The organism is Arthrobacter sp. efr-133-TYG-120 (genome assembly GCF_030209785.1).
Taxonomy (GTDB): Bacteria; Actinomycetota; Actinomycetes; order Actinomycetales; family Micrococcaceae; genus Arthrobacter.
Map to the genome: position 1 here is coordinate 33,400 of NZ_JARVRI010000049.1, position 21,521 is coordinate 54,920.

21 protein-coding genes are annotated in these 21,521 nt (G+C 64.5%); 15 read left to right on the forward strand and 6 right to left on the reverse strand.

What is annotated here, in order from left to right; genetic code table 11:
* Positions 1 to 123 precede the first annotated feature (123 nt).
* From QRN51_RS22665 to QRN51_RS22675, 3 genes are read left to right on the forward strand one after another with little or no spacing between them, the layout of a single operon-like run.
* Positions 124 to 1,581, forward strand: coding sequence for a DUF3375 domain-containing protein (locus QRN51_RS22665; protein WP_284991987.1), 1,458 nt, complete (start codon positions 124 to 126; stop codon positions 1,579 to 1,581).
* The gene (locus tag QRN51_RS22670; protein WP_084784478.1) at positions 1,574 to 2,488 is read left to right on the forward strand and encodes a DUF4194 domain-containing protein; all 915 of its coding nucleotides are present in this window, start codon (positions 1,574 to 1,576) and stop codon (positions 2,486 to 2,488) included. Before QRN51_RS22665 ends, QRN51_RS22670 begins: the two co-directional genes overlap by 8 nt.
* Positions 2,485 to 5,949, forward strand: coding sequence for an ATP-binding protein (locus tag QRN51_RS22675; protein WP_284991988.1), 3,465 nt, complete (start codon positions 2,485 to 2,487; stop codon positions 5,947 to 5,949). Before QRN51_RS22670 ends, QRN51_RS22675 begins: the two co-directional genes overlap by 4 nt.
* Positions 5,950 to 6,061: 112 nt before the next feature.
* On the opposite strand, the gene QRN51_RS22680 is transcribed toward QRN51_RS22675, so the two are convergent.
* A complete protein-coding gene (locus QRN51_RS22680; protein WP_284991989.1) occupies positions 6,062 to 6,556 on the reverse strand; it encodes an FBP domain-containing protein in 495 nt (164 codons plus the stop codon).
* Between the two features lie 558 nt (positions 6,557 to 7,114).
* On the opposite strand from QRN51_RS22680, the gene QRN51_RS22685 reads away from it, so the two are divergent.
* The 7 genes from QRN51_RS22685 (at position 7,115) to QRN51_RS22715 (ending at position 14,383) form a co-directional block, all read left to right on the forward strand.
* A complete protein-coding gene (locus QRN51_RS22685; protein ID WP_284991990.1) occupies positions 7,115 to 8,185 on the forward strand; it encodes an iron-siderophore ABC transporter substrate-binding protein in 1,071 nt (356 codons plus the stop codon).
* Positions 8,186 to 8,198: 13 nt separating this feature from the next.
* Positions 8,199 to 9,335: a FecCD family ABC transporter permease gene (locus tag QRN51_RS22690; protein ID WP_284991991.1), complete on the forward strand. Its 1,137-nt coding sequence runs from the start codon at positions 8,199 to 8,201 to the stop codon at positions 9,333 to 9,335.
* On the forward strand, positions 9,332 to 10,369 hold the full coding sequence (locus QRN51_RS22695; protein WP_284991992.1) for a FecCD family ABC transporter permease: 1,038 nt from the start codon (positions 9,332 to 9,334) through the stop codon (positions 10,367 to 10,369). The genes QRN51_RS22690 and QRN51_RS22695 overlap by 4 nt, the downstream gene beginning before the upstream one ends.
* A gap of 1 nt (position 10,370) precedes the next feature.
* Positions 10,371 to 11,210 (forward strand): ABC transporter ATP-binding protein, encoded by an 840-nt coding sequence (locus tag QRN51_RS22700; protein WP_284991993.1) that lies wholly within the window; start codon positions 10,371 to 10,373, stop codon positions 11,208 to 11,210.
* On the forward strand, positions 11,207 to 12,328 hold the full coding sequence (locus QRN51_RS22705; RefSeq protein WP_284991994.1) for a siderophore-interacting protein: 1,122 nt from the start codon (positions 11,207 to 11,209) through the stop codon (positions 12,326 to 12,328). Before QRN51_RS22700 ends, QRN51_RS22705 begins: the two co-directional genes overlap by 4 nt.
* 319 nt (positions 12,329 to 12,647) lie before the next feature.
* Positions 12,648 to 13,568 (forward strand): SGNH/GDSL hydrolase family protein, encoded by a 921-nt coding sequence (locus QRN51_RS22710; RefSeq protein ID WP_502870890.1) that lies wholly within the window; start codon positions 12,648 to 12,650, stop codon positions 13,566 to 13,568.
* On the forward strand, positions 13,565 to 14,383 hold the full coding sequence (locus QRN51_RS22715; protein ID WP_350225013.1) for an SGNH/GDSL hydrolase family protein: 819 nt from the start codon (positions 13,565 to 13,567) through the stop codon (positions 14,381 to 14,383). The genes QRN51_RS22710 and QRN51_RS22715 overlap by 4 nt, the downstream gene beginning before the upstream one ends.
* Positions 14,384 to 14,455: 72 nt before the next feature.
* On the opposite strand, the gene QRN51_RS22720 is transcribed toward QRN51_RS22715, so the two are convergent.
* Both QRN51_RS22720 and QRN51_RS22725 read right to left on the reverse strand, forming a co-directional pair.
* Complete coding sequence (locus QRN51_RS22720; protein WP_059388678.1) at positions 14,456 to 14,740, reverse strand: YciI family protein; 285 nt, start codon at positions 14,738 to 14,740, stop codon at positions 14,456 to 14,458.
* 56 nt (positions 14,741 to 14,796) lie between these two features.
* Entirely contained in the window at positions 14,797 to 15,429 is a 633-nt protein-coding gene (locus tag QRN51_RS22725) for an NADPH-dependent F420 reductase (protein WP_284991996.1), read from the reverse strand.
* A 121-nt stretch (positions 15,430 to 15,550) separates the two neighbouring features.
* Between QRN51_RS22725 and QRN51_RS22730 the strand changes: the two genes are divergently transcribed.
* Together QRN51_RS22730 and QRN51_RS22735 are read left to right on the forward strand one after the other, a co-directional pair.
* Entirely contained in the window at positions 15,551 to 16,030 is a 480-nt protein-coding gene (locus QRN51_RS22730; protein ID WP_234754501.1) for a MarR family winged helix-turn-helix transcriptional regulator, read from the forward strand.
* Positions 16,031 to 16,158: 128 nt separating this feature from the next.
* Positions 16,159 to 16,920 (forward strand): SGNH/GDSL hydrolase family protein, encoded by a 762-nt coding sequence (locus tag QRN51_RS22735; protein ID WP_284991997.1) that lies wholly within the window; start codon positions 16,159 to 16,161, stop codon positions 16,918 to 16,920.
* Here the strand turns inward: QRN51_RS22735 and QRN51_RS22740 are convergent.
* The 3 genes from QRN51_RS22740 to QRN51_RS22750 all read right to left on the reverse strand — a co-directional run bounded on the left by QRN51_RS22740 (position 16,907) and on the right by QRN51_RS22750 (position 19,837).
* Positions 16,907 to 17,677: an FAD:protein FMN transferase gene (locus QRN51_RS22740; RefSeq protein WP_284991998.1), complete on the reverse strand. Its 771-nt coding sequence runs from the start codon at positions 17,675 to 17,677 to the stop codon at positions 16,907 to 16,909. The genes QRN51_RS22735 and QRN51_RS22740 overlap by 14 nt on opposite strands.
* A 61-nt stretch (positions 17,678 to 17,738) precedes the next feature.
* On the reverse strand, positions 17,739 to 18,350 hold the full coding sequence (locus QRN51_RS22745; protein WP_284991999.1) for an FMN-binding protein: 612 nt from the start codon (positions 18,348 to 18,350) through the stop codon (positions 17,739 to 17,741).
* Complete coding sequence (locus QRN51_RS22750; protein ID WP_350225014.1) at positions 18,347 to 19,837, reverse strand: ferredoxin reductase family protein; 1,491 nt, start codon at positions 19,835 to 19,837, stop codon at positions 18,347 to 18,349. Before QRN51_RS22750 ends, QRN51_RS22745 begins: the two co-directional genes overlap by 4 nt.
* Before the next feature lie 428 nt (positions 19,838 to 20,265).
* Here QRN51_RS22750 and rpmB point away from each other — a divergent pair, with 428 nt between their 5' ends.
* Genes rpmB through rpsN form a run of 3 tightly spaced genes read left to right on the forward strand, consistent with a single transcriptional unit; the run spans position 20,266 to position 20,977 of the window.
* Positions 20,266 to 20,502: a 50S ribosomal protein L28 gene (gene rpmB / locus QRN51_RS22755; protein WP_078107326.1), complete on the forward strand. Its 237-nt coding sequence runs from the start codon at positions 20,266 to 20,268 to the stop codon at positions 20,500 to 20,502.
* Positions 20,502 to 20,669: a 50S ribosomal protein L33 gene (gene rpmG / locus QRN51_RS22760; protein WP_003798558.1), complete on the forward strand. Its 168-nt coding sequence runs from the start codon at positions 20,502 to 20,504 to the stop codon at positions 20,667 to 20,669. Before rpmB ends, rpmG begins: the two co-directional genes overlap by 1 nt.
* Positions 20,670 to 20,671: 2 nt before the next feature.
* Positions 20,672 to 20,977, forward strand: coding sequence for a 30S ribosomal protein S14 (rpsN, locus tag QRN51_RS22765; protein ID WP_028267656.1), 306 nt, complete (start codon positions 20,672 to 20,674; stop codon positions 20,975 to 20,977).
* The last annotated feature ends 544 nt before the right edge of the window (positions 20,978 to 21,521 follow it).

Genomic DNA, 21,521 nt, shown 5'->3' on the forward strand with positions numbered 1-21,521 from the left:
GATCGAAACCCTACCGGGAGGTAGATCACGGAAGGGTTGCGGCGCACCCTGCGTTAACCTTGTACGGGGCAGTTTTCGGGATTTCCGCTGCCAGAAGGTTCCGCGGCAGCTGAAGGAGAGTAAGTGTCCCGCTCAGCAATGTCCTCAGCCGACGCCATCAGTGCGCGGCTCAGGGATCTCGAACTCCTGACCAAAGGCCCCGCCTGGGCCCTCACGCGCTCGGCGCCCTGGGTCATCGCGGTGCTCCAGGCATCCTTCACCCGAACGAAACCGCAGCTGCCGCTCGAAGAGTTCCATGCCGACGTCGACGCTTTCCTCGAGCAGCTCCGCAGGCAGGATCCCGGGCTGGGCGGGCAGGGGAGCGGCAAGGCCTTTGCGGACGAATGGACCCGAAAGCAGTTCCTGACCCGACGCAGCCAGTCCGGCCAGATCGTCTACGAAATCACCGAGGCCGCCGCAAGAGTCCTGGCATTCCTGGACAGCCTCTCCAGCGAACGTTCCACGCTCAACGGTTCCAGGCTCGGGACGTTGCTGGGCGACGTCGAAAAGCTCGCCAACGAGACGAACCCGGACCAGAGCGCCCGTTTGGAATCCCTTGAAGAGGAGATCCAGGAGCGCCAGCAGCTGATCGAAGACATCAGTTCCGGCGACTTCGACGGTCTCTTGGATGATGAGGAAGCCGTCGAAGCAGCCGGGAACATCCTGGACCTTGCGGCGAGCCTGCCTGCCGATTACAAGAAGATGCGTGACCGCATCGAAGAACTGGTAGGCGAGCTCCGCAACCAGATCATCGAGGAGTCGCTCAGCAAGGGTGCAACGATGGCGCAGGTCCTGGAGGCGGACAAACGCTTGCGGCAGAGCCCCGAAGGCCGTACCTTCCGTTCCTTCACGGCGTTCCTTGAGGACCCGCAGCAACAGTTGCGCTTCCGTTCGGCGATCGGCGACGTGCTGAGCCGCCAATTCGCGGATGACCTCAGCCATGAGGACAGGGAAACCCTCAAGAACCTCGTGGCGGAACTGCGCACGCAGCACAGCCAGATCCAGCGCATCTACGGCCGGCTTTCGGAGAGCCTCAACAACTACATCCAAAGCGACGATATCCGCCAGTCCGTCCGGCTCCGGCAGGTCTTGCGCGAAGCCGAACAGGCTATCCGCTCGATGCCGTACGAGCGCGACCGTCCCGGCCTGGTCCGAGGCCCGGTGTTGTTCAATGCGGGATTCGAATCCCTCGCCATGGTCAAGCTCTTCGACCCGGATGAGTTCGCGGCGCCGCCAAAGCTCGCCGACCCCATCGCCTTCAGCGATTCGGACCGCGTGCGTTCACTTCGCTCCGCGAAGGCAAGGCCCGACGTCGTCCGCTCCGCCATGGCGGGCGCAGCCACACTGGCAGAGGCCTGGGCGAACCTCCCGGAGGGTGAACGGCACATCAACACCGTCCGGGCCCTTCTGTCCGAAGCGCTGCATGGTGGTGCGGCGTTCGACCGGGCCACCTGGGAAAACATCGACTTCGAACAAATCGATGGCAGCACACGCACCGCGTACCTGCCGCTCGTGACCCTGACTAAGGATTCCGATGACTGACGCCCACCCCACCGAGCATGCCCCCTCTTCGGAACAAAGAGTGGACATAGCGCAGCATGTCCACTCCGATCCCTTCCGCGTCACGCCGCGCGACACATTCGTAGACGGCGCGGCGTTGTTCCCGGGCGACACCGGCGTGCTGCCTATGAAGGTCCGCCAGGCTCTCGTGCGGCTGCTCAAGGGTCCGTATGTCGACGGCGGCCGCGACGAAAAGCTCTGGACCACCCTTCTGGACAACCAAGTGATCCTCCGCAGCCGGCTTTCCGAGCTTTTCCTGAACCTGCAACTGGACCACGAACGCAAGATCGCGGTGCTCCGTCCCGTCGATCCAGAAGCCATCGGAGGAAGCACCCGCTCGAGCATCCTTCGTCAGCAACGTGCGTTGAGCCGGGTCGAAACCATCGTGCTTCTGCGCCTGAGGCTCCTTCTCGACCGCCACGTCACTGCCCAGACCGAGCCTGTGATCACCCGCGAAGAAATCGCCGAACTCGTGGCGCACTACCAGCCATCCGGCCAACAAGACGCCCTCCGCGACACCGACGTCGTGAACCGCACCATCACGAAGCTCCTGGCCCGCCAACTCCTCCTGCCCACGGGCATCGAAGACACGTTCGCGATCTCCAAGGCCCTCCCGCTAGCCCTCCCCTTCGAAAACATCGGCGACATCCCGGCCCAAATCGAGGCACTGATCGCGGTAGCAGCCGACGAATCAGGCACTGAACCCCTCATCGAACTAACGGAAACGGACGACCCCAACTCCAACGACGACGCTGAGTCCGACACCGGGGAAGAGGACGACGTGGTGACCGACAGCAGTGGTGACGCATCCACCGCGGAGGCAAAGGCGACCACAACTGACGCAACGACACTTGACGCAACTGACGAAACCAAGGAGGCAGCCAAGTGACCATTGCGACGATGCTTCCGATCGGCGAACTCACCAACCCGGGCCAGATGCGCCTCGCCTTGGTCCAGGTGGTCAATTGGGGCACGTTCCACGGCGCCCACACGATGCACGTGGACCGCAACGGCACCCTGCTGACAGGCAACTCAGGCGTCGGCAAGTCCACGTTGTTCGATGCCATGCTGCGTGTCTTCGATGCCCGTCCGCGCTCCAATGAGGCTGCGGCGCAGCGGGCCGGCGGGGCTGTGGAGGACAAGAGGACCACGTTCACGTACATGCGTGGAAAAGTGGGCGACAAGGCCGTGGGCGAGGGTTCGGCGAGTGCCTTCCAGCGCCCCGGTGCCACGTGGTCCGCCGTCGCGCTGACGTTCGACAACGCTGCCGGCACCAAGGTGACGATCTCGGCCCTCTTCGACCTGCCCAAGAACGGCACGGAGTCCAGCGTCGGCCGGTTCTATGTGATTGACAACAAGCCCCTGGATCTCGGCGCGATTGAGGGCATCGCGGAGAAGCGCTTCACCAAGGGCGCGCTGGAGACAATCTTCCCGGACGCCCAGATCTTCGATGTGCACAAGGCCTTTGCGGAGCGTTTCCGGCGGCTTCTCGGCATCAACTCGGACCAGGCGCTTCCGCTTTTGCGGGTGATCCAGGCCGGCAAGGGGCTCGGCGGCAGCGTCAACACGTTCTTCCGCGACCAGGTGCTCGACGCGCCCGCGACGCTCACTGCTGCGGACGACGTCGTCGAGGAATTCAGCAACCTCATGTCCATCAGGCAGCGGCTGGAGGACGTGCGCCAGCAGCGCGACCAGCTCGCCCCCGTCCCTGGGATGAACAAGGAGTATGCCCAGTCGTTGCTGGAAGCCAACCGGCTCCGGGAGCTCAGCGGCGAGGAATTCGACGCCTACAAGCAGCAGCTCTCGGTCACGGTCCATGCCAAGACTTTGGCCCGTTTCAAGGACCTTGCCCAGGCGAAAGCCAAGGAGCTCAGCGCCGAGCGGGGCGTCCGGGACGCGCTCGCCAAGGAGCTTCGCCAGCTCGAGTCGGATTACAACAACCAGGGCGGTAACGCGATTTCGGCGATCGAGCAGTCGCTCGAAAATGCCCGGGTCGGCCTCAAGCTTCGCCAGCAGGTGGAGGAGGCGGCACGCCAAGCATTGGCCGACGCCGGACTCAACCTTGAGTGGACGGCTGAGGGTTGGGAGCAGGCCCACGAGCAGGCAGCGAGCCGCTCCGCCGAACTCAAGGACGATTCGGAAGCGCTGCGGGAACTCCGCTTCGAAGCTTTCGACGGCCACGCCACCAAGAAACGCGAACTCGCCGCAGCCCAGCAGGAGCTCGTCTCGTTGAAGACGCGCAAGTCCCTGCTGCCGCCGTCGAGCATTGAAAACCGCGCCGCAATCGCGGCAGCCACTGGCGTTCCCGAGGACCGGATGCCCTTTGGAGGCGAGCTGATAGACCTCGCCGAGGGGGAGGAACAGTGGCGGCCCGCGGCCGAGCGTGCTTTACGGAACCTCGCCACGACGCTGCTTGTTCCCGGAGAGCACTTCGCCGCCGTCACGCGCTACCTGAACGACAACACGGTCCGCGGCGCGCTGCGGGCAGTGGACGTGTCCAAACCGCTCGCGGGCGGGGCCTTGGCTGTGGAGGACGTGTCCGACGGCGATTTGCTCACGAAGCTGAACATCCTCACCTTGGGGGCGAACGCCGACGCCGGAGAGTGGATCCGCGAGCGGATCGCCCTCGATTTCGCGTACCCGTGCGTGGAAGACCCGGACGAGCTCGCGAAGTTGGACAAAGGCCTGAGCCTGGGCGGAGTGGTCAAGCGCAACAGGCACACAGTGGAGAAGGACGATCGTTTCACGAGCCGGCAAGACTATGTTCTCGGTTTCGACAACGCTTCCAAGCTGGAGCTCGTGGCCGCGAAGGTCGGCGAGCTCGAGAACGAGCTTCTGAAGGCCGCCGAACTCGCCCAAAGCCGCGAGGATTCGCACCAAGGCATGACCCGCCAGCTCGATGCCTTGCGTCGCATCGCCGACGATGAGCGTGGCTGGGAACAGGTCTCTGCAGCGGTGGCGGCCGAGGAACTCGCGAAGATCGAGCAGCGGCTCAAGGATGCCTTGGCCGCGCAGGCCGATCTGGAGCCCTTGCGTGCAAATATCGAGGCCGTACGCGAAAAGCACCAGTCCTCCACAGGTTCGGCGGCGGTTTTGCAGAGCGAATACAAGACGCTCGACCACCAGATGACCACGGCTGACGCCCTCCTGGATGCTGCGCGCAACCGCCTGGACCAGGCGCCGCCGTCGGGCGCTACAGTTGCTGCCCTCGAGCCGTACTTCAGCGCATTCGGCGAGGTGGGCGAGCTCCATGAACTCGACACCCTGGCTGCCGAAGTCCGGAGCAAGCTCTTGGCGGAACTGCATGCCACTGAGTCGCGCGGGCAGGCGTTGGCCGAGCGGCTGACGCGCATGTTCGAAGGATTCGTGCGCGAATGGGGTACCGCCATTTCCGCGGACCACGGGACCTCGATCGGCGCCGCGGGGGAGTTCGAGTCCCGCTACCACCAGATCGTCAGCGAAGGGTTGCCCGCGCAGGAGGCCGAATTCCGGCAGTTCTTCAACCAGCGCACGCATGAATCGTTCAGCACCTTGCTGCACTTGCTTGACGAGGAACGCCGTGCCATCACGAGCCGCATCCTTCCCCTCAACGGCATCCTGTCCGAGGTCAACTTCCACGAGGGCAGCTTCCTGGAACTCGATATCAAACAGACGCTGCCCGCCACTGCGAAGCAGTTCAAGGACGCCATCCACAACGCGTTGAAGACGCGCCACTCGCGGCCGTCCCGCGCGGCCGGCGCCGCTTCGGGGGCCGCGGGCTCACCCGAGGCGGACGACGACGTCGAACTCACCAACCGTTACAAGTCGCTCGAAACCCTGGTCAAGCGGCTCGGTTCGCAGACCCCCGAGGACCGGCGCTGGCGAGCCGAGGTGCTGGATGTCCGCGGGCACCTCTTCATCCAGTGCAAGGAGCACCGCTCCGTCCAAGGCCCGCGGGGTGGCAAGAAGACCGAGGTGTACATGCACGCAGACACCGGATCGATGTCCGGTGGCGAGCGGCAGCGATTCACTGCGTTCATCATGGCGGCGGCCCTGAGCTACCAATTGGGCATCGCCGAGCAGGGTTTCACAACGTACGGAACGGTGATGATGGACGAGGCGTTCGTCCTCGCGTCGGAGGAGTTCGCCGGCGCAGGCATCAAGGCCCTGCACGAGTTCGGCTTCCAGTTGTTGCTGGCGGCCCCCGAAAACGTCATCGACCTGTCCCGGCATCTTGGTTCGGTCACGGAAATCCTGCGCGACAAGCGGACCAACCGCTCCGGCGTGCTCACGGCCCCCGTCATCGGCGCCCCGGGCGCGCCCGGCGAATGGCGTTCCGAAGCCAACCCCGTGGACATCGTGCTCCGCTAGCCCCGACGCTCGCTCACGTATGTCGGGTTTCCGGCGGACGCTCGCTCACGTATGTCGGGTTTCCGGCGGACGCTCGCTCACTAGAGATAGAGCGAGCGTCCGACGCGGGCGGCTACTTCCCTTGGACCCGCCCCAGGAACTGGGCAGTCCGGGACTGCAGCCCGGCGATTTGGCGAACGACGACGTCGGCCGGGTCCGGATTGATCTCATTCGCCGGGGGTTCCTTCCGGACGTTGGCGCAGCAGCCGAATTCTGCACAGATCAACGTCCCCACGGTGTTGCCGTCGCGGCCCGATTGGCCCGCGCGCTTGGCAACCCAAAGATAGACATCGTCCTTGGAAAACACGTCGCGGCACAGTTCGCAAAGGACCGAGCGCTTCTTGCCGGAGCCTCCCTCGGGTGCGCGCAGCATGATGCCAGTGAGGGAATCATCGTTCGGGAGGACGAGGTAGCCCCGCATGGGCATCTTTTCGTCGCGCCAGCCAAGGAATTCGAGGTTGGCCCAGTCGAGGGAATCTAAGTCCTTCGGGAGGCTGAGTTTGGCGGCCTCCGAGCGGCTCGCATTGATGAATGAGGAACGGATTTGTTGAGCGGTGATTTTCTGCACGGCAAAGTTCTTTCAGATCGTGTGGGCTCCGAAGAGCAAGGACGCTGGCGTCTGGCGATCCGAGGGCACGGCAAAGGAACCTTAGCGTGCTTCTAGTGCAGGGACGGCGGGGTTAGTTTCCCTGGCCGCCGAGCGGGATGGCCGACGCAGAGGGGGCTGCAAAGCAGGCCAAAACGGCCACCTCGCCAACCATCGCAGCGCCAACGTGTGTAGTGCGCATGCTCATCCTCTCGATCTTCGCCGCTTTCACGGCCCTGGCCAGTTCGTTGAATCAACCGGCTCTGTCATCTTTGCAAAAGTCGTCGGTGGTGTCCAAAAATTCCCGTGCCGTTTGTTCCCATAGGTGAGCGAGCGTTCGCCGTTTTGTCGCTATAGGTGAGCGAGCGATCGCCGTTTTGTCGCTATAGGTGAGCGAGCGATGGGGTTTTGGCCGTGATAGGTGAGCGGGCGTTTGAGGGCACGCAGAGCGTGAATTAATTACGCGACGCAAACGTTTCGTAATTATCAGAAGGGTAGGCTAGCCTTACTTAGGTTTGCATCACTTACCTAAGGAGTCCCGTGGCTTCCCGCCCCTCACGCCGAGCCCTGCTGAAGACCGCAGGTGCAGCGACCGCGGCCGTTGCCGCCGTCGCGCTGTCCCTCACCGCTTGCTCGACCGGCTCAACTACCGCCAGTTCAGCGACGACGCCGGCCTCAAGCGGTCAGTTCCCAATCACCATCAAGAACGTCTTCGGTGAAACCACCATCAAGTCGCAACCGCAGCGCGTGGTGACCGTCTCGTGGGTCAACGACGACGTCGCCTTGGCTCTCGGCGTCGTGCCCGTCGGGGTCCCGAAAAACGAATGGGGCAACAACGGCAAGGGCTCCACTCCCTGGAAGGACGCCGCGCTCGAGAAGTTGGGCGCCGGCTTTGGCACCCCGAAGGCGCCGGTCCAGTTCTCCGAGGCAGACGGTATCAATTTCACGGAAGTCGCCAAGCTGGCCCCCGATGTCATCCTTGCCGCGTACTCTGGCCTGACCGAAGCCGACTATAAGAAGCTCTCTGAAATTGCCCCGGTGGTGGCACAGCCCGAACTCGCGTACGGCACGCCATGGCAGGAAGCCACCACGATCATCGGCCAGGCCTTGGGTAAGAGCTCAGAGGCCACCAAACTCGTCTCGGACACCGAGGCCACCATCAAGACCAAGGTCGCCGCGTTTCCGCAGCTCGCCGGCAAGTCCTTCATCTACGGCAACCTTGAGCCTGCCAAGGGCGACGGCGTCAACGTCTACACAGCCAACGACAACCGACCGCGTTTCCTGTCCGAAATCGGCATGAAGCTCGCCCCCGTGGTGCAGAACGCCAGCAAGGGCTCCAAGGAATTTTTCGTTCCGTGGTCCGCCGAAAAGGCCAACGAGCTTTCCTCGGACGTCTTCGTGACCTGGGTGCCGGATTCCAAGACCACGGACCAAATCAAGCAGGACCCCCTGCTGGGGCAGATCCCCGCGATCAAGAAGGGCGCCCTGGTTGCAGACTCCGACAACACCCTCACCCTGGCGATCTCCGCATCCTCGCCGCTGAGCTTGCCGTGGGCACTGGACATGTTCCTGCCGCAGCTGGCCAAGGGCGCCGACGCGGCAGCCAAGTAGCGATACGCCTGACATGACACAAAGCACGACGACGGCGGGCCCACCTTCCGCGGGCGGAACGGCGCGCGAGCTGGCAGCTCATGACCCTCACATCGCTTCCACAGGGCAACACCTGCTAGTTCGCGCGAAGGCCGGGCCCGACGTCGGGGGCCGGGGACGCGGCAACCGCGCCGCCTGGCTGCTGGCCGCCGTCGTCGTGCTTGCGCTTGCCTGTGCGGCCTCGCTCGCGATCGGCGCACGGGGCTTGTCCCTCGAAACCGTGTGGCAAGCACTCACGCAGTTCAGCCCCGACGACGGGAACCATGCGGTGGTCCACACCCGCATTCCACGCACTGTGCTCGGTTTGGTGGCAGGGGCTGCCCTTGGCCTTGCGGGCGCCGCGATGCAGGGCGTCTCCCGCAACCCCCTTGCGGACCCGGGCATCATGGGCGTCAACGCCGGGGCGGCACTGGCTGTGGTCGCCGGGATCTACCTTTTCGGTATCTCGGGGGCGAGCGGCTACATCTGGTTCGCTTTCGTCGGTGCCGCGGCGGCCGCCGTCGTCGTCTATCTGATTGCGTCGATCGGGCGTGACGGTGCGACGCCGGTGAAGCTCGCTTTGGCGGGGGCGGCGCTGAGTGCGGGGCTTTACTCGATAATGAACGTCATCCTGGTTTCGAGCCAGGACACCCTGGACCGCTTCCGTTTCTGGCAGGTGGGTGGAATTGCCGGCAGCGACTGGTCCGTGGTGTTGACCGGATTGCCCTTCCTGCTGATTGGCGCGTTGATCGTGCTGGGCAGCGGGCGGATCCTCAACAGCCTGGCCCTCGGCGATGACGTTGCCCGCGGGCTCGGCCAGAATGTGACCCTGGCCAGGGGCGTCACCGCGCTTGGAATCGTGCTGCTCTGCGGATCGGCCACGGCGTTGGCTGGTCCCATCGGATTCGTCGGACTCGTGGTTCCACATGCCGTGCGTTTCTTCACGGGTCCGGACTACCGCTGGATCCTGCCGTTCTCCATGGTTCTCGCGCCAGCACTCCTCCTGGTTTCGGACGTGATCGGCCGGGTAGTGCTGCTGCCGGGCGAAGTTCCCGCGGGCATCATGACGGCCATCGTCGGTGCCCCCGTCTTCGTGTGGCTCGTCCGCCGGGGCAAGGGGGCGTCGCTGTGAACCTCCGCAGCAGGACCGCACTCCTGGGCACCGGCGTCGTGGTCCTCTTTGCGGTGACTGTGCTCCTTGGCAGCTACACGGTCACCATCCCCGATTTCTTCAGGATCCTCACTGCCCACTTGACGGGCGGGGAGAAGATCCCGGGCGCAAGCTTCATCGTCATGGAAAACAAACTGCCGCGGGCCGTGCTGGCAATCCTGATTGGTGTGGCGTTCGGCCTCTCGGGCGGGCTCTTCCAGACCATGCTCCGCAATCCCCTTGCCAGCCCCGACGTCATCGGCATCAGTTACGGTGCGAGTGCCGCGGCAGTCCTGGCCATTGTGGTGTTCGGCGCGTCCGGTGCCGCCGTGTCCGCGGCCGCGCTCGCTGGTGCGATCGGCGTCGCGCTTGTCATCTACGCCATTTCGCGCGGCGGCTCGGGTTCAGGGGGCGGGTCGGGCGGCCGTCGCGGGAATGCGGCAGGCAACCGGCTTATCCTCGCCGGCGTTGGTGTCGCCGCCGCATTGGGGGCGGTGGTGAACTTCCTCATGACCCGGGCGGATATCCGGACAGCCTCCGAGGCCCTCATATGGCTCAACGGTTCCTTGAATTCGGCCAATTGGGAGCGCGTGGGCGTACTCATGGCCTCGCTCGCCGTGCTTGTTCCCGCGTTGGCCCTCCTCGCCGTACCGCTGCGCATGCTCGAACTCGGGGACGACGCCGCGGCCGGACTAGGAATCCGCGTAAACGCCGTACGTTTCGGCCTGGTGATCACCGCCGTCGCGCTCGCAGCAATGGCGACGGCGGCTGCCGGTCCGGTTGCCTTCGTCGCCTTCCTCGCCGGGCCGATCGCCCGGCGGGTGGTCGGCCGACCCAGCCTCCCGGCGTCGGCGTTCACCGGCGCCTTGATCGTCCTCGCGGCCGACTACTTCGCGTACAACGTGGCACCCCTGGTTCTGGCCGGTACTGTCCTGCCGGTCGGCGTCGTTACCGGCGCCCTCGGCGCTCCATTCCTGTTGTGGCTTCTGGTCACGTCCAACCGAAAGGAAGCCTGACATGGCACAACTGAGCGCACGCGGCTTGACGCTCCAATACGAGAAACGACGGGTGGTCGAAGGACTCTCGACGGAGGTTCCCGAAGGCAAAGTGACCATGATCGTGGGTGCCAACGCATGCGGGAAATCCACGTTGCTCAGGGGGCTGTCCAGGCTCCTGAAGCCGAGCGCCGGCGTCGTCACTCTGGATGGCAAGGACATCCACTCCCGCCCGGCCCGCGAACTCGCCCGCACGCTCGGCCTTCTTCCGCAGCACCCCCTCGCCCCGGACGGCATCACCGTCCGCGAACTGGTGGGCCGCGGACGGTATCCGCACCAAGGATTCTTCGGCAGTTGGAGGACTGGTGACCGGTCGGTGCATGATCTCGCCGTCCAACGCGCACTCGAGACCACGTCAACGCTTGGGCTTGCTGAACGGAACGTCGACGAATTGTCCGGTGGGCAACGCCAGAGGGTGTGGATCGCCATGGCCCTTGCGCAGGAGACCGAGGTCCTGCTCCTTGACGAACCCACCACCTACCTTGACCTGGCACACCAAGTGGAGGTGCTGGACCTGGTGACCGACCTCAACCGCAGCCGGGGGACCACCGTGGCAATCGTGTTGCATGACCTCAACCTGGCAGCGCGTTACGCCGACCACGTCATCGCCATGAAGACCGGGGCGATCGTCGCCGAGGGGCCAGCGATTGAAGTGGTCACCGAGGACTTGGTGCGCGACGTTTTCGGCCTGGAGTCCCGGGTGGTTCCGGATCCAATATCCGGCACCCCGCTCGTTCTCCCGATCGGCCGGCACCGCACCGCCGCTCCCTCAACATCCATCGAATTGGAGTTCGCCTCATGAACGCAGACGCCGTTGTGCGAAACGCAACCACGGAGCCGATGACCCTGGCCTTCGATGTCACGGTCACCGCCGTCGAGGATCTCGGCCCCAACTTCCGCCGCATCACGTTCGGGGGATATTGCCTGCGCGGATTCGGGGTTTCGGGGAACACCCTGGACCTGCGCATCAAACTCATGATTCCCTCGCTCGACGCCGACGGGCACCGCCTGCCGTTGCCCGCCTTCCACACGGGCGACGCCGGTTGGTACCAAGAGTGGTTGGCGATGGATCCCGCGGTCCGCGGATCGATGCGGACCTACACCGTGCGGAACGAGAGGCTCGACGCCGTCTACCCCGAGATCGACGTCGACTTCGTGATGCACTTCGACGGCGGCGGTCACGGCGGTTGGGCCGGCGGCGCTAGCGGCGGTGCGGCGGGGCCCGGCGTCGACGGCGGTGCGGTTCACCCGACGGGCGGGCCCGCCGCCAACTGGGCGCTCGCCGCGAAGCCGGGGGATTCGATCACCATCATCGGCCCGAACAACCGGGCAGCCCATTGCGTCACCGCCGAAACGTATTCCGGCATCGAATGGCGTCCCGGCCTGGCGCAGCGGGTCCTTCTTGCGGGCGACGAAACAGCCGTCCCCGCCATCGGCGCGATCCTGGAGTCCTTGCCCGCGGGAATCACAGGGCATGCCTTCCTTGAGGTACCCGAGGCCGGGGATTTCCAAGACCTCGACACAGACGCCGACATCGAAATCACGTGGCTCGCGCGGGGCACGGCCCTCGGCCGGTCCCGGCCTCACGGGGAGTTGCTGAAGGAAGCCGTACGCGGAGCTGTACCCGTCCCCGGTTGGGTGGGGATCATCTCGCTCGATGGCGCCGCCGGCCCCGAGCCCGAAGATGTCAACGTGGACCGGGACATCTTGTGGGAAACCCCGCTGCGCATGGACACGGCCGCGATCGAAGCGAGCCGCAACCCTGGCCTTCCCTCGGGCGCTTTGCCGTTCTACGCCTGGATCGCAGGCGAGGCAGGAGTCATTAAAGAGTTGCGCCGGTACCTGGTCCGGGATGTGGGGATCGACCGGAAGCAGGTGGCGTTCATGGGCTACTGGCGCAAAGGGAAAGCCGAACTCTAACCCGCCCCCTCCGACGCCGGCTCACATATATCGTCCTTTTCGCCGACGCTCGCTCACATATGCGGCCAAAACCGGGAACGCTCGCTCACGTCAGGTGAGCGGGCGTCTGGCCGAAAGGGGCTATAGGTGAGCGGGGGTTCGCCCGAAACGCGCCATAAGTGAGCGGGCGTCTGGCCGAATGGGGCTATAGGTGAGCGGGGGTTCGCCCGAAACGCGCCATAAGTGAGCGGGCGTTCGGCCAGAATGCCCTATAGGTGAGCGAGCGTCGAATTAACCTGGGCTTTGCCGGCGGGCAACCGGGCGGGGCTACGCTGGCGTGGTGGCTGGGAACGTGCTTGATGCTGACCAGAACGGACGACGGCGGTTTGTTGCCTTGGGCGATTCTTTCACCGAGGGCGTGGGGGACCGGAACGAGGCCCTGCCGAACGGCGTCCGGGGCTGGGCCGACCGCGTCGCCGAGAAACTGGCCAAGGCCGAACCTGGCTGGGAGTATGCCAATCTTGCGGTGCGGAGCAAGCGGCTCCGTCACATCGTCGACGAGCAATTGGACCGTGCCCTGGCCATGGAACCCACGCTCATCACGCTCTACGCCGGCGGAAACGACATCCTGGACTTCGGCACGGACATGGACATCCTCATGGCCGAGTACGAAAGGCTCGTGGCCCGCCTCGCATCCACGGGGGCCACCTTGGTCTTGTTCACGGGGTACGACGTCAAGGTCTCGGCCGTGCTGGAACCCTTCAAGAAGCGGAATGCCCTCTACAACGAGCGCGTCCGCGAGCTGGCCGCCAAGTACGGGGCCGTGCTGGTGGATTATTGGTGCCTTGACGCTTACCACGACCGCCGGATGTGGGCTTCGGACCGCCTTCACATGTCCAAAGCCGGGCACAAATATATGGCCTCGCAGGTCCTGGATCACCTCGGCGTCCCGCATAAGTTCTCGCCCAAAGACTGGGAACCGCCGCAGCGCCTCAAGTTGCGCGACTGGGAACGCCGTCAGCGCCGCTGGGTGAACGACTGGGTGCTGCCGTTGTTTGGCCGGAAGCTTCGCGGCGTCACGCTCGGGGACGCCCTTGGCCCGCGCTGGCCCGAGCCCGTAAAGGTGCCGCGGAAGGCCGGGCTGCGAAAACTCGCGGAACGCCAAGCCGCCGCGGCGGGCTCAGCCGCGGCCGGAACCAAGGCACAAAGCAACGCGCAAGGCAACGCGCAAGGCAAAGCTCAAAACAACGGGGGGACATGACCATGGCCATGGAGACGCCGATGCGATTCGTCGCCGTCGGAGATTCCTTCACTGAAGGCGTCGGCGACGTAGACCTTCGCCTTCCCAACGATTGCAGGGGCTGGGCCGATCGCGTGGCCGAGGAACTGGCCAGGCACCAGCCGCAGACGCAGTACGCCAACCTTGCCCTCCGCGGCCGTCGGCTCAGGCAGATCGTGGTTGAACAACTCGAGCCCGCGCTCGCGATGGCCCCCACCCTGGTCAGTTTCCACGCTGGCGGCAACGATCTGCTCGGCGCCCGACTGGACATGCGCATGCTGGTCCGTGGATTCGAGGATGCCGTTGCCCGGATCGCGGACAGTGGCGCCCACGTCCTGCTTTTCACTGAGTACAACGTGCCGCTTTCGCCGGTGTTGGAGCCGCTCAAGCTGCGCACGGCAGTCTTCAATAAACACATCCGGCGCATTTCCGCAGCCTACGGAACGCTTCTGGTGGACCATTGGTGCTTCGAAAAATATCAGGACCGCCGGATGTGGGCTCCGGACCGGCTGCACATGTCCGGTATCGGGCACGACTACATGGCCAAGAAGGTCTTGGAGGTCTTGGGTGCCACGCACTCGCTCGCCGCACCGGTGCTTGGGGCGCTGCAACCGCGGAGCCGCGCCGAGATCATGACCGACGACGCCGCGTGGCTCAGGCGCGATGTGGCACCCTGGCTTTCGCGTCGTTTCAGGGGAGTTTCGAGCGGCGATCACCTGAGCGCCCGCTGGCCGGCCCTTATGCCGGTGGTCTTGCCGGAGCGGTTGGGGACGTCCCCAGAGCCGGCCCGGATTTAAGGGGGTGGCGTCACGCCTGACAAATTTTTGGCGGCGGTGTGCCCCGCGTGACGCCCTGGACGCCCAAGCTAACTAGTCCAGCAGGTTTTCGAAGCCCGCGGATGCCGTGGTGACCGTGAATTCGATGATCTCGAAGTCGGCCACTCCGTTGACGTAGAACGGATCCGTCGCCAGGGAAGCGTCCAGTGTTGCACGGTCGACGTTGGACAACAGGACACCTCCGATGGCTGGAACGCGACGTCCGGACGCAACGAAAGTGCCGGCGTCGAACGCTTCTTTGACCCAATCCATGTGTGCGGGGCGGTGGAAATCGACGATCTCGTCGGGAACTTTGTAGGTCAGCGAAACCACGAACATGCCGCCCAGCCTACAACGCGGAGGGCGGCCACAAGCGGCCGCCCTCCGAAAGTGAACTACGGCAGGAGCTTGACTGCAGAGTTCCAGTTGTAGTCGGGGTGGGCGTCGCTGATCTGGAGAGTCATGACGAGCAGTTGGAAGGCTTCGAGCTCACGCGAGCGGCGCAGCGGTCCGACGTTCACCGGACGCAGCCCGGCACCTTTGACGAAGTCGACGACGGCGGCCGTCGCCTCGGCGTCGTCGCCCGCCACGAGTACATCGAGGGTCTGGCCGTCCACTTCGCCCTCCGCGAGCGTGGCGGCGAAGACGGTGTTGAAGGCCTTCACCACCGATGCGCCGGGGACCAAGGCCTGCAGTTCTTCGGCGGCCGAGGTCCCGGCGGGAACGGTGAGGGAATCGAAAGTCTCGAAGTTCACGGGGTTGGAGATGTCCACGATCGTCTTGCCGTTGAGCGCTGAGCCATAGGAAGAAAGGACTTCTTTGGAGGCCTCGAACGGGGTGGCCAGCACCACGATGCTGCCTTCCACCGGGGATCCCGTGATGCCGGAGGTTCCGTTGACCGTCGCCGCAACGGCAGCAGCGGAGCCGGCGTCGCGGCTGAGGACCTGGACGCTCTTGCCTGCGGTGGCCGCGCGGGCCACGATGCCGGACGCCATGTTGCCGGTACCGATGATGGTGATGTCAGCCATTGTTGTTTCCTTTGCTTGAGTGCTCACGATTCGTTCACGATCAGTTACTTGAAGCTTCAACTAAAACAATAATGACCTTAAGTTGAAGTGTCAAGCATTGATTTCCTTCTAAGATGAATCCATGACCGAACCGCGCTGGCTCAACGCCGACGAACGCCGTGCCTGGCTGGCCCTCCTGAGCATCAACACCCTGCTGCCCGCAGCCCTGGACACCCAACTGCAAGCGGCCGGCAAGTTGTCGCTTTTCGACTACAACGTGCTCGCCATGTTGTCGGAAGCGGAGGGGCGTTTCCTGCCGATGAGTGAACTTGCCGCTCGCACCAGTGCTTCCTTGTCGAGGCTGTCGCACGTCGTCACCAAGCTGCAGAGGCGCGGCTGGGTGGAGCGCGAGGCCCACCCGGGCGATGCCCGTGTCACCGTGGCGCACCTGACCGAGGCCGGCATGGACACCATCGTGTCCCTCGCCCCGGGTCATGTGGATGCCGTCCGCGCCTTGATGTTGGACGCCATGACCGACGACGACGTTGCGGACCTCGCGCGGATCGGCGAGAAAATCGTGGCCCGGTTGGACGACGATCACTGGATCCTGCGCGAACGCTAAGCCGCCGGCGCCACGCCAGCGGCCTCGCTGCCGGCGGCAACTGCTGCCCGCGGCCGGTGCCGGAGCCGCCGCGCCCTGAGCAGCGGCCCCACGTGACGGCCGCCCCGCACTGATGAAAGACTGGCGCCATGGATTTTTCTGCCCGGTACGTGGCATTGGGTGACTCGTTCACCGAAGGACTTGGCGACGCCGACCCCTCGCGCCCCAACGGGGTCAGGGGATGGGCAGACCTTGTTGCCCATCAATTGGCCCAAAGCAACGACGATTTCGGCTACGCCAACCTGGCTATCCGGGGCAAGAAACTCCGGCAAGTCATGGCAGAGCAGGTGGACGCCGCCGTCGCGCTTCAACCGACGCTGGTGACCTTATATGCGGGCGCGAACGACATCTTCCGCCCCAAAGTCGATATCGACAGGCTGATGGAAGACTACGAGGCCGGCATCGGGAAGCTCAGTGCCACCGGCGCCACGTTGCTTCTCTTCACGGGCTTCGATGCCCGCAGTTCCAAGGTTTTCGGCACCATGCGCGGACGCACCGCGATCTACAACGAATTGCTGCGGGAAATCGCCGAAAACCACGGTGCGCTGGTGGTGGACTACTGGCGCTTCAGCGAATACCACGACTGGCATATGTGGGCGCAGGACCGGATGCACATGTCCACTGCGGGCCACATCAACATGGCCAACCGGGTGCTGGCCGTCCTGGAGCACGAAGGTTCCCTCGAGGTTCCGCCGCCGGTCCCGCAACCCCAGCCTGCGCGCGTGGAAGCGTTGCGGGCCAATGCGCGTTGGGCCCGTGAACACGCAGCCCCGTGGGTGGTCCGCCGCGTGACGGGCAAGTCCTCAGGTGACGGTCTCAGCCCGAAGTACCCGCAGCTCACCCGGCCGTAGCAAGTTTCCGGAAGCCCGGCGTGGCGAGCAGTTCGCCGTCGTTCTTCACCGCGAGCACGTCCACGTCCCAGTGGGAGGTGGCCAGCGCGAGGGTCCCGGCGCCGCCCGCCATGATGGCGGTGGCCAGGACGTCGGCCGTGATGATATCGGCCGCTGCCACTGAAACCTGGCGGAACCCCTCGTCCCGCGCCGATTGGAGGCCCGCGGACCAAATGTGGTGGCCGCGTTCGCTCGTTCCCGAGGTCGCCAGCGCGTGCCTGCCCTTGCTGCCGAGGGGAAACGCGGTCAGGAGCGTCGTCCGATCCTCCGGGTCAATAATCCCTGCCAGCCACGGCCGCGCAGTGCCCGGCGTCGGCGAACCGGCCACAAGGACATCCCCGCCCGCGTTGAGGCACCAATCCTGCAGCCCCAGCGCGAGCAGCGACGTTCCGGCTTCCCGTATCGCATGTCCCTTGACGATCCCGGCCAAGTCCACGACGCCGTCGGGCCGTTCCGCCGTGAACGCACCTGCCGTGAGGCTGCGCCAGTCGACAGCCTCGACATACAGCCGGCGCATGTCCACGGAGGCGTCCCTCAGGGCCAGCTCGCCCCGCGCCATCGCGCTCGCCTCCGAGTCGGGACGGTAGAGGCTAAACGTCCGGTCCAACCCCGTGAACAACTGCTCGACGACGTCGGTGGCCGCCTCGAGTTCTTCCACCGCGGCTTGGGGGGCCATCCCTGGAGCAGTCGGGATGGCGAGGCTCACCACGGTGCCCATGCTGGTGAACGTTCGGGAACGAAGGCTGGGCTCCGAACTGCCCCCTCCGGTCTCGCGTGGCTTAGAAGTGGGCTGCATCGAGGGCTGCCTGGAGCGACGTCAAATATGCCTCGCTGGTATAGGTGGCCCCGCCGATGGTCTGCACGTTCGCCGACTGGGCGCTCAGTACTTCGGAGCGGAGCAGGGGTGCAGCCCTGGCGCTGATCTGGACGGATCGTTGCTCTTGGTCGGTCAGGTGCAGGGCTGTGACATCCGTGATCACGCCGGCCTTGATGGTTACCTGGACCTGTACCGTTCCAAAGCGCGTCTCCACTGCCGTGCCGGCGTAGGTGCCTCCCGCCTTGGCCGATGCCCCCAGACTGGAACTGGAACTCGAACTGGAGCCCGTGCTGGAACTGGAGCCGGCTCCGGTTCCCGAGGACGATCCGGACGCACTGCTCCCGGTGGTTCCGTTCGCCGTCGAGCCCGTTCCTGAAGCGGTACCGCCCGTGGTTCCGTTCGCCGTCGAGCCCGTTCCTGAAGCGGTACCGCCCGTGGTTCCGGCCGCGTTTCCGGTTGCGGAGGTGGTGACCGCCGATGCGTTCGAGTCAGCCACGTGTGCACCCGACTGCCACCCGACCACAAGGATTGCCGCCGACGCCAGCGCCGCTGATATTCCTGCCCTGAGTCTCACCAGTCAAACCTTTCGTAGTGGAGCTGCTCCTCCCGGACGCCGGAGCTTTTTGCCTCAGCCAGCACCTGGCGGGCCCAAGCCGATGGACCACAGATGTAGACATCCGCGTCGGTGATGGCCGGTACGAAGTCCCGCAGGCGCGAGGTGCCGGCAGAGGCAGGCAACCACGCGCTTTGGGGATTCGCCGACCGCGGGCCGGTCAGATGGAAGAGCGTGGCACCGCGTTTCCGGCACAATTCCAGGATCTCGTCGCCAAGGAATAGCTCGTCAGTGGTGCTGCCGCGCAACAGGACGGTCGCCTGGCCGGGCGCGAAGGGGGTGGATTCCAGGAGCGCCCGGAGGGGCGTGATTCCGATTCCTGCGCCGATCATCACAACGTGTTCCCGGCTCCGGGCCGCCGTGCTGAAGACACCGTAGGGACCTTCGATGGCTACTTTCGTTCCCGGCTTGAGCGAAGCCAGCCGGGCCGAGCCCGCACCCAGGTTCCGGACAGTGATCCGCAAGGTGGGCTGTTGGGCGGGCCGCCCGTATGACGTGCCCGACGGCGGCATGATCGGTTCCGCCGACAGGCTGAACGGGTGCGCCTGCCACCAGAAGCCGGGGGCAAGGAAGCGCCAGACGAAGAACCGGCCGCCGTTTCCCGACAATTCGTTCAATCGCAGGCCGCTCATTTCGATGCTGAAGACGCCGGGCGCAAGGGGAACCACGCGCCGCACGGTCAACTGGTGCCGGTAGGTGGCTATCACCGGCTGGGCGATACGGAACCACGCCAGCGCCGAGCCGGTTCCGATGTAGAGCAGCAGCCAGTACCAACGCTGCCAGGTGCCTTCGGCGAATAATCCGCCCACGCTGAACTGGTGCGGCAGGGCGAGCGCTACGGCCAAATACGTGAGCAGGTGGACGAAGTACCAGAATTCATAGGGAAAGCGGCGGCGAACAGCTACCAGCGAGGTGACCACCACGGCAATGAAGAGCGCCATGGAGACGAACGCCAACCACATGTCGGGTACCAGCACCCAGAGCGAAACGGCTTCGCTGACGGGGTTCAGGCCCTCGGCCATGCCGTAACCGGTCGCGACGAGAAGTCCGTGCGCCAGCAATAGGTAGAGCGCCGGTTTGCCTAGCTTCCGGTGGAACTCCAACGCCCTGTCATGGCCGACCGCGCCGTCCACGAAAGGCAAGCGTGCCGCGAGCAGAAGCATCAGGAAAACCAGATCCATACCGGCAAGCCCGGCGAGGATCCCGGCGGCGGTGACCGCTTGGGTGAGGTTCCCGACCGACGACATCCCGCCGTCGGCGAGCCACAACGCCAGCGCCGCCGCGAGGGAAGCCCACAGCGCAACGGTGAGCATGTCCGTCCGGAACATGCGTCTGCGATGCTGCGCAGCGAACCTTCCCTTGGCGGGATTGCGCCGCTCGGGCGCTGGCGGCCGGCCCGGGGACATACCCACACGTTGGCCTGGGGAGGCGAGGAGTTGTGACTTCATGCCTCAAGATTGAACTCTCAACCTTTCGATCTCCTGTGAAGGGCCTAGCCTCCGCTTATGAGTTGGGAACTTCGTTCTTATACACCCGATTGGTCTTAATTTCCCCCAGCCCCTAGACTTATTAGGCGCTAGGTGGCGCGGAGCGTGTGCAATTGCTCCGGTTGGCGGTGACTGTTGGCAACAACAGGAGATCCGCGGGCCGGTAGTTAGGGGCTCAAGTTGCGTGCATTCCAGTATTCGCCCAGTATTCCGGCCTGTTGTCCGGACCCACTACCTTCGCCGCGGCGGTGACCATTGGCTGATTTCAGTCGAGGGATCCAGCCTGCGGGAACTACCGAAAACGGTGTGGACTGGTTGCGGACGTCACCTATTGCACGGGAAACAGGAATTCTGCTTGCCGTTTCATTTTATTTTTTAGGAGAGTCGTCATGGCAGCAAACTGCCAGGTGACCGGAGCCGAGCCGGGCTTTGGACACAGCATTTCGCACTCGCACCGCCGCAACAAGCGTCGGTTCGACCCCAACATCCAGAAGAAGCGCTACTGGGTTCCGTCCCTGCGCCGTAATGTCACGCTGACCCTGTCGGCCAAGGGCATCAAGACCATCGACGTTCGCGGCATCGACGCAGTCGTCGCCGAAGTTCTGGCTCGCGGGGTGAAGCTCTAGTGGCAAAAGACAAGGACGTACGTCCGATCATCAAGCTGAAGTCGACTGCGGGAACCGGTTACACCTACGTAACCCGCAAGAACCGTCGTAACGACCCGGACCGCCTGGTCCTGAAGAAGTACGACCCCAAGATCCGCCAGCACGTCGAATTCCGAGAGGAGCGCTAAACATGGCTAAGAAGTCCAAGATTGCTCGCAACGAGCAGCGCAAGGTCATCGTTGAGCGTTACGCTGCAAAGCGTCTCGAACTGAAGAAGACCCTGGTTGACGCCAACGCGACTGACGAAGCACGCGAAGAGGCTCGCCTCGGCCTGCAGAAGCTGCCCCGCAACGCCTCCCCGATCCGTCTGCGTAACCGCGACATCATCGACGGCCGCCCGCGCGGTACCTTCCAGAAGTTCGGTATCTCCCGTGTTCGCTTCCGCGACATGGCTCACCGTGGTGAGCTCCCGGGCATCACCAAGTCTTCCTGGTAATCCAGAAGTACTAGAAGGGCCGGCAACCGCTTGGTTGCCGGCCCTTCTTGCGTTTAAGGCGCAGGGGGCCGGGCTTTGATGCTTCGCGTGTCCGACTTTGGCGAGTTTCGTGGCTTCGCGATTAAGTGGCGCAGCACACAGCATTGGATGACGACGCCGGTGGCTTCTTTTTGGGCCAAACCGGCTGTTTTGTCCCGGATTGACGCGGTTCTTGCTCGCCCGAGGGGTGATTTGCGTGGGGTCTTGGGGGTGTGTAAAGTAGATCGAGTCGCCGCCGCTGATGCGGAAAAATTGCGACCGACCCCCTTTCAAATGGAAACCAAATTCTTGGTTCGCTTTCTTGCGTTCCGGTGTGGTTTCCGGGTGTCACGGATGGTGTTTTGTCCGATGCGGTTCCCGGATTCGGGAGTTGTGCGGAGAGGGCGGGTCTGGTAAGTTTGGAAAGTTGCTCCGGAGCGAGTCTGATCCTTGTGGTTGGGTGGTGCCGGGTGTGTCTGTTGTTTGAGAACTCAATAGTGTGCCAAGTTTGTTGATACCGATTTGT

Excerpts from the sequence above, each read along its gene's own strand:
- QRN51_RS22750 (WP_350225014.1), bottom strand. The coding sequence starts at position 19,837 with ATGAAGTCACAACTCCTCGCCTCCCCAGGCCAACGTGTGGGTATGTCC.
- rpsN (WP_028267656.1), top strand. The coding sequence starts at position 20,672 with ATGGCTAAGAAGTCCAAGATTGCTCGCAACGAGCAGCGCAAGGTCATC.
- QRN51_RS22715 (WP_350225013.1), top strand. The coding sequence starts at position 13,565 with ATGACCATGGCCATGGAGACGCCGATGCGATTCGTCGCCGTCGGAGAT.
- QRN51_RS22670 (WP_084784478.1), top strand. The coding sequence starts at position 1,574 with ATGACTGACGCCCACCCCACCGAGCATGCCCCCTCTTCGGAACAAAGA.
- QRN51_RS22735 (WP_284991997.1), top strand. The coding sequence starts at position 16,159 with ATGGATTTTTCTGCCCGGTACGTGGCATTGGGTGACTCGTTCACCGAA.
- QRN51_RS22700 (WP_284991993.1), top strand. The coding sequence starts at position 10,371 with ATGGCACAACTGAGCGCACGCGGCTTGACGCTCCAATACGAGAAACGA.
- QRN51_RS22730 (WP_234754501.1), top strand. The coding sequence starts at position 15,551 with ATGACCGAACCGCGCTGGCTCAACGCCGACGAACGCCGTGCCTGGCTG.
- QRN51_RS22720 (WP_059388678.1), bottom strand. The coding sequence starts at position 14,740 with ATGTTCGTGGTTTCGCTGACCTACAAAGTTCCCGACGAGATCGTCGAT.
- QRN51_RS22690 (WP_284991991.1), top strand. The coding sequence starts at position 8,199 with ATGACACAAAGCACGACGACGGCGGGCCCACCTTCCGCGGGCGGAACG.
- QRN51_RS22725 (WP_284991996.1), bottom strand. The coding sequence starts at position 15,429 with ATGGCTGACATCACCATCATCGGTACCGGCAACATGGCGTCCGGCATC.
- QRN51_RS22740 (WP_284991998.1), bottom strand. The coding sequence starts at position 17,677 with ATGGGCACCGTGGTGAGCCTCGCCATCCCGACTGCTCCAGGGATGGCC.
- QRN51_RS22705 (WP_284991994.1), top strand. The coding sequence starts at position 11,207 with ATGAACGCAGACGCCGTTGTGCGAAACGCAACCACGGAGCCGATGACC.
- rpmB (WP_078107326.1), top strand. The coding sequence starts at position 20,266 with ATGGCAGCAAACTGCCAGGTGACCGGAGCCGAGCCGGGCTTTGGACAC.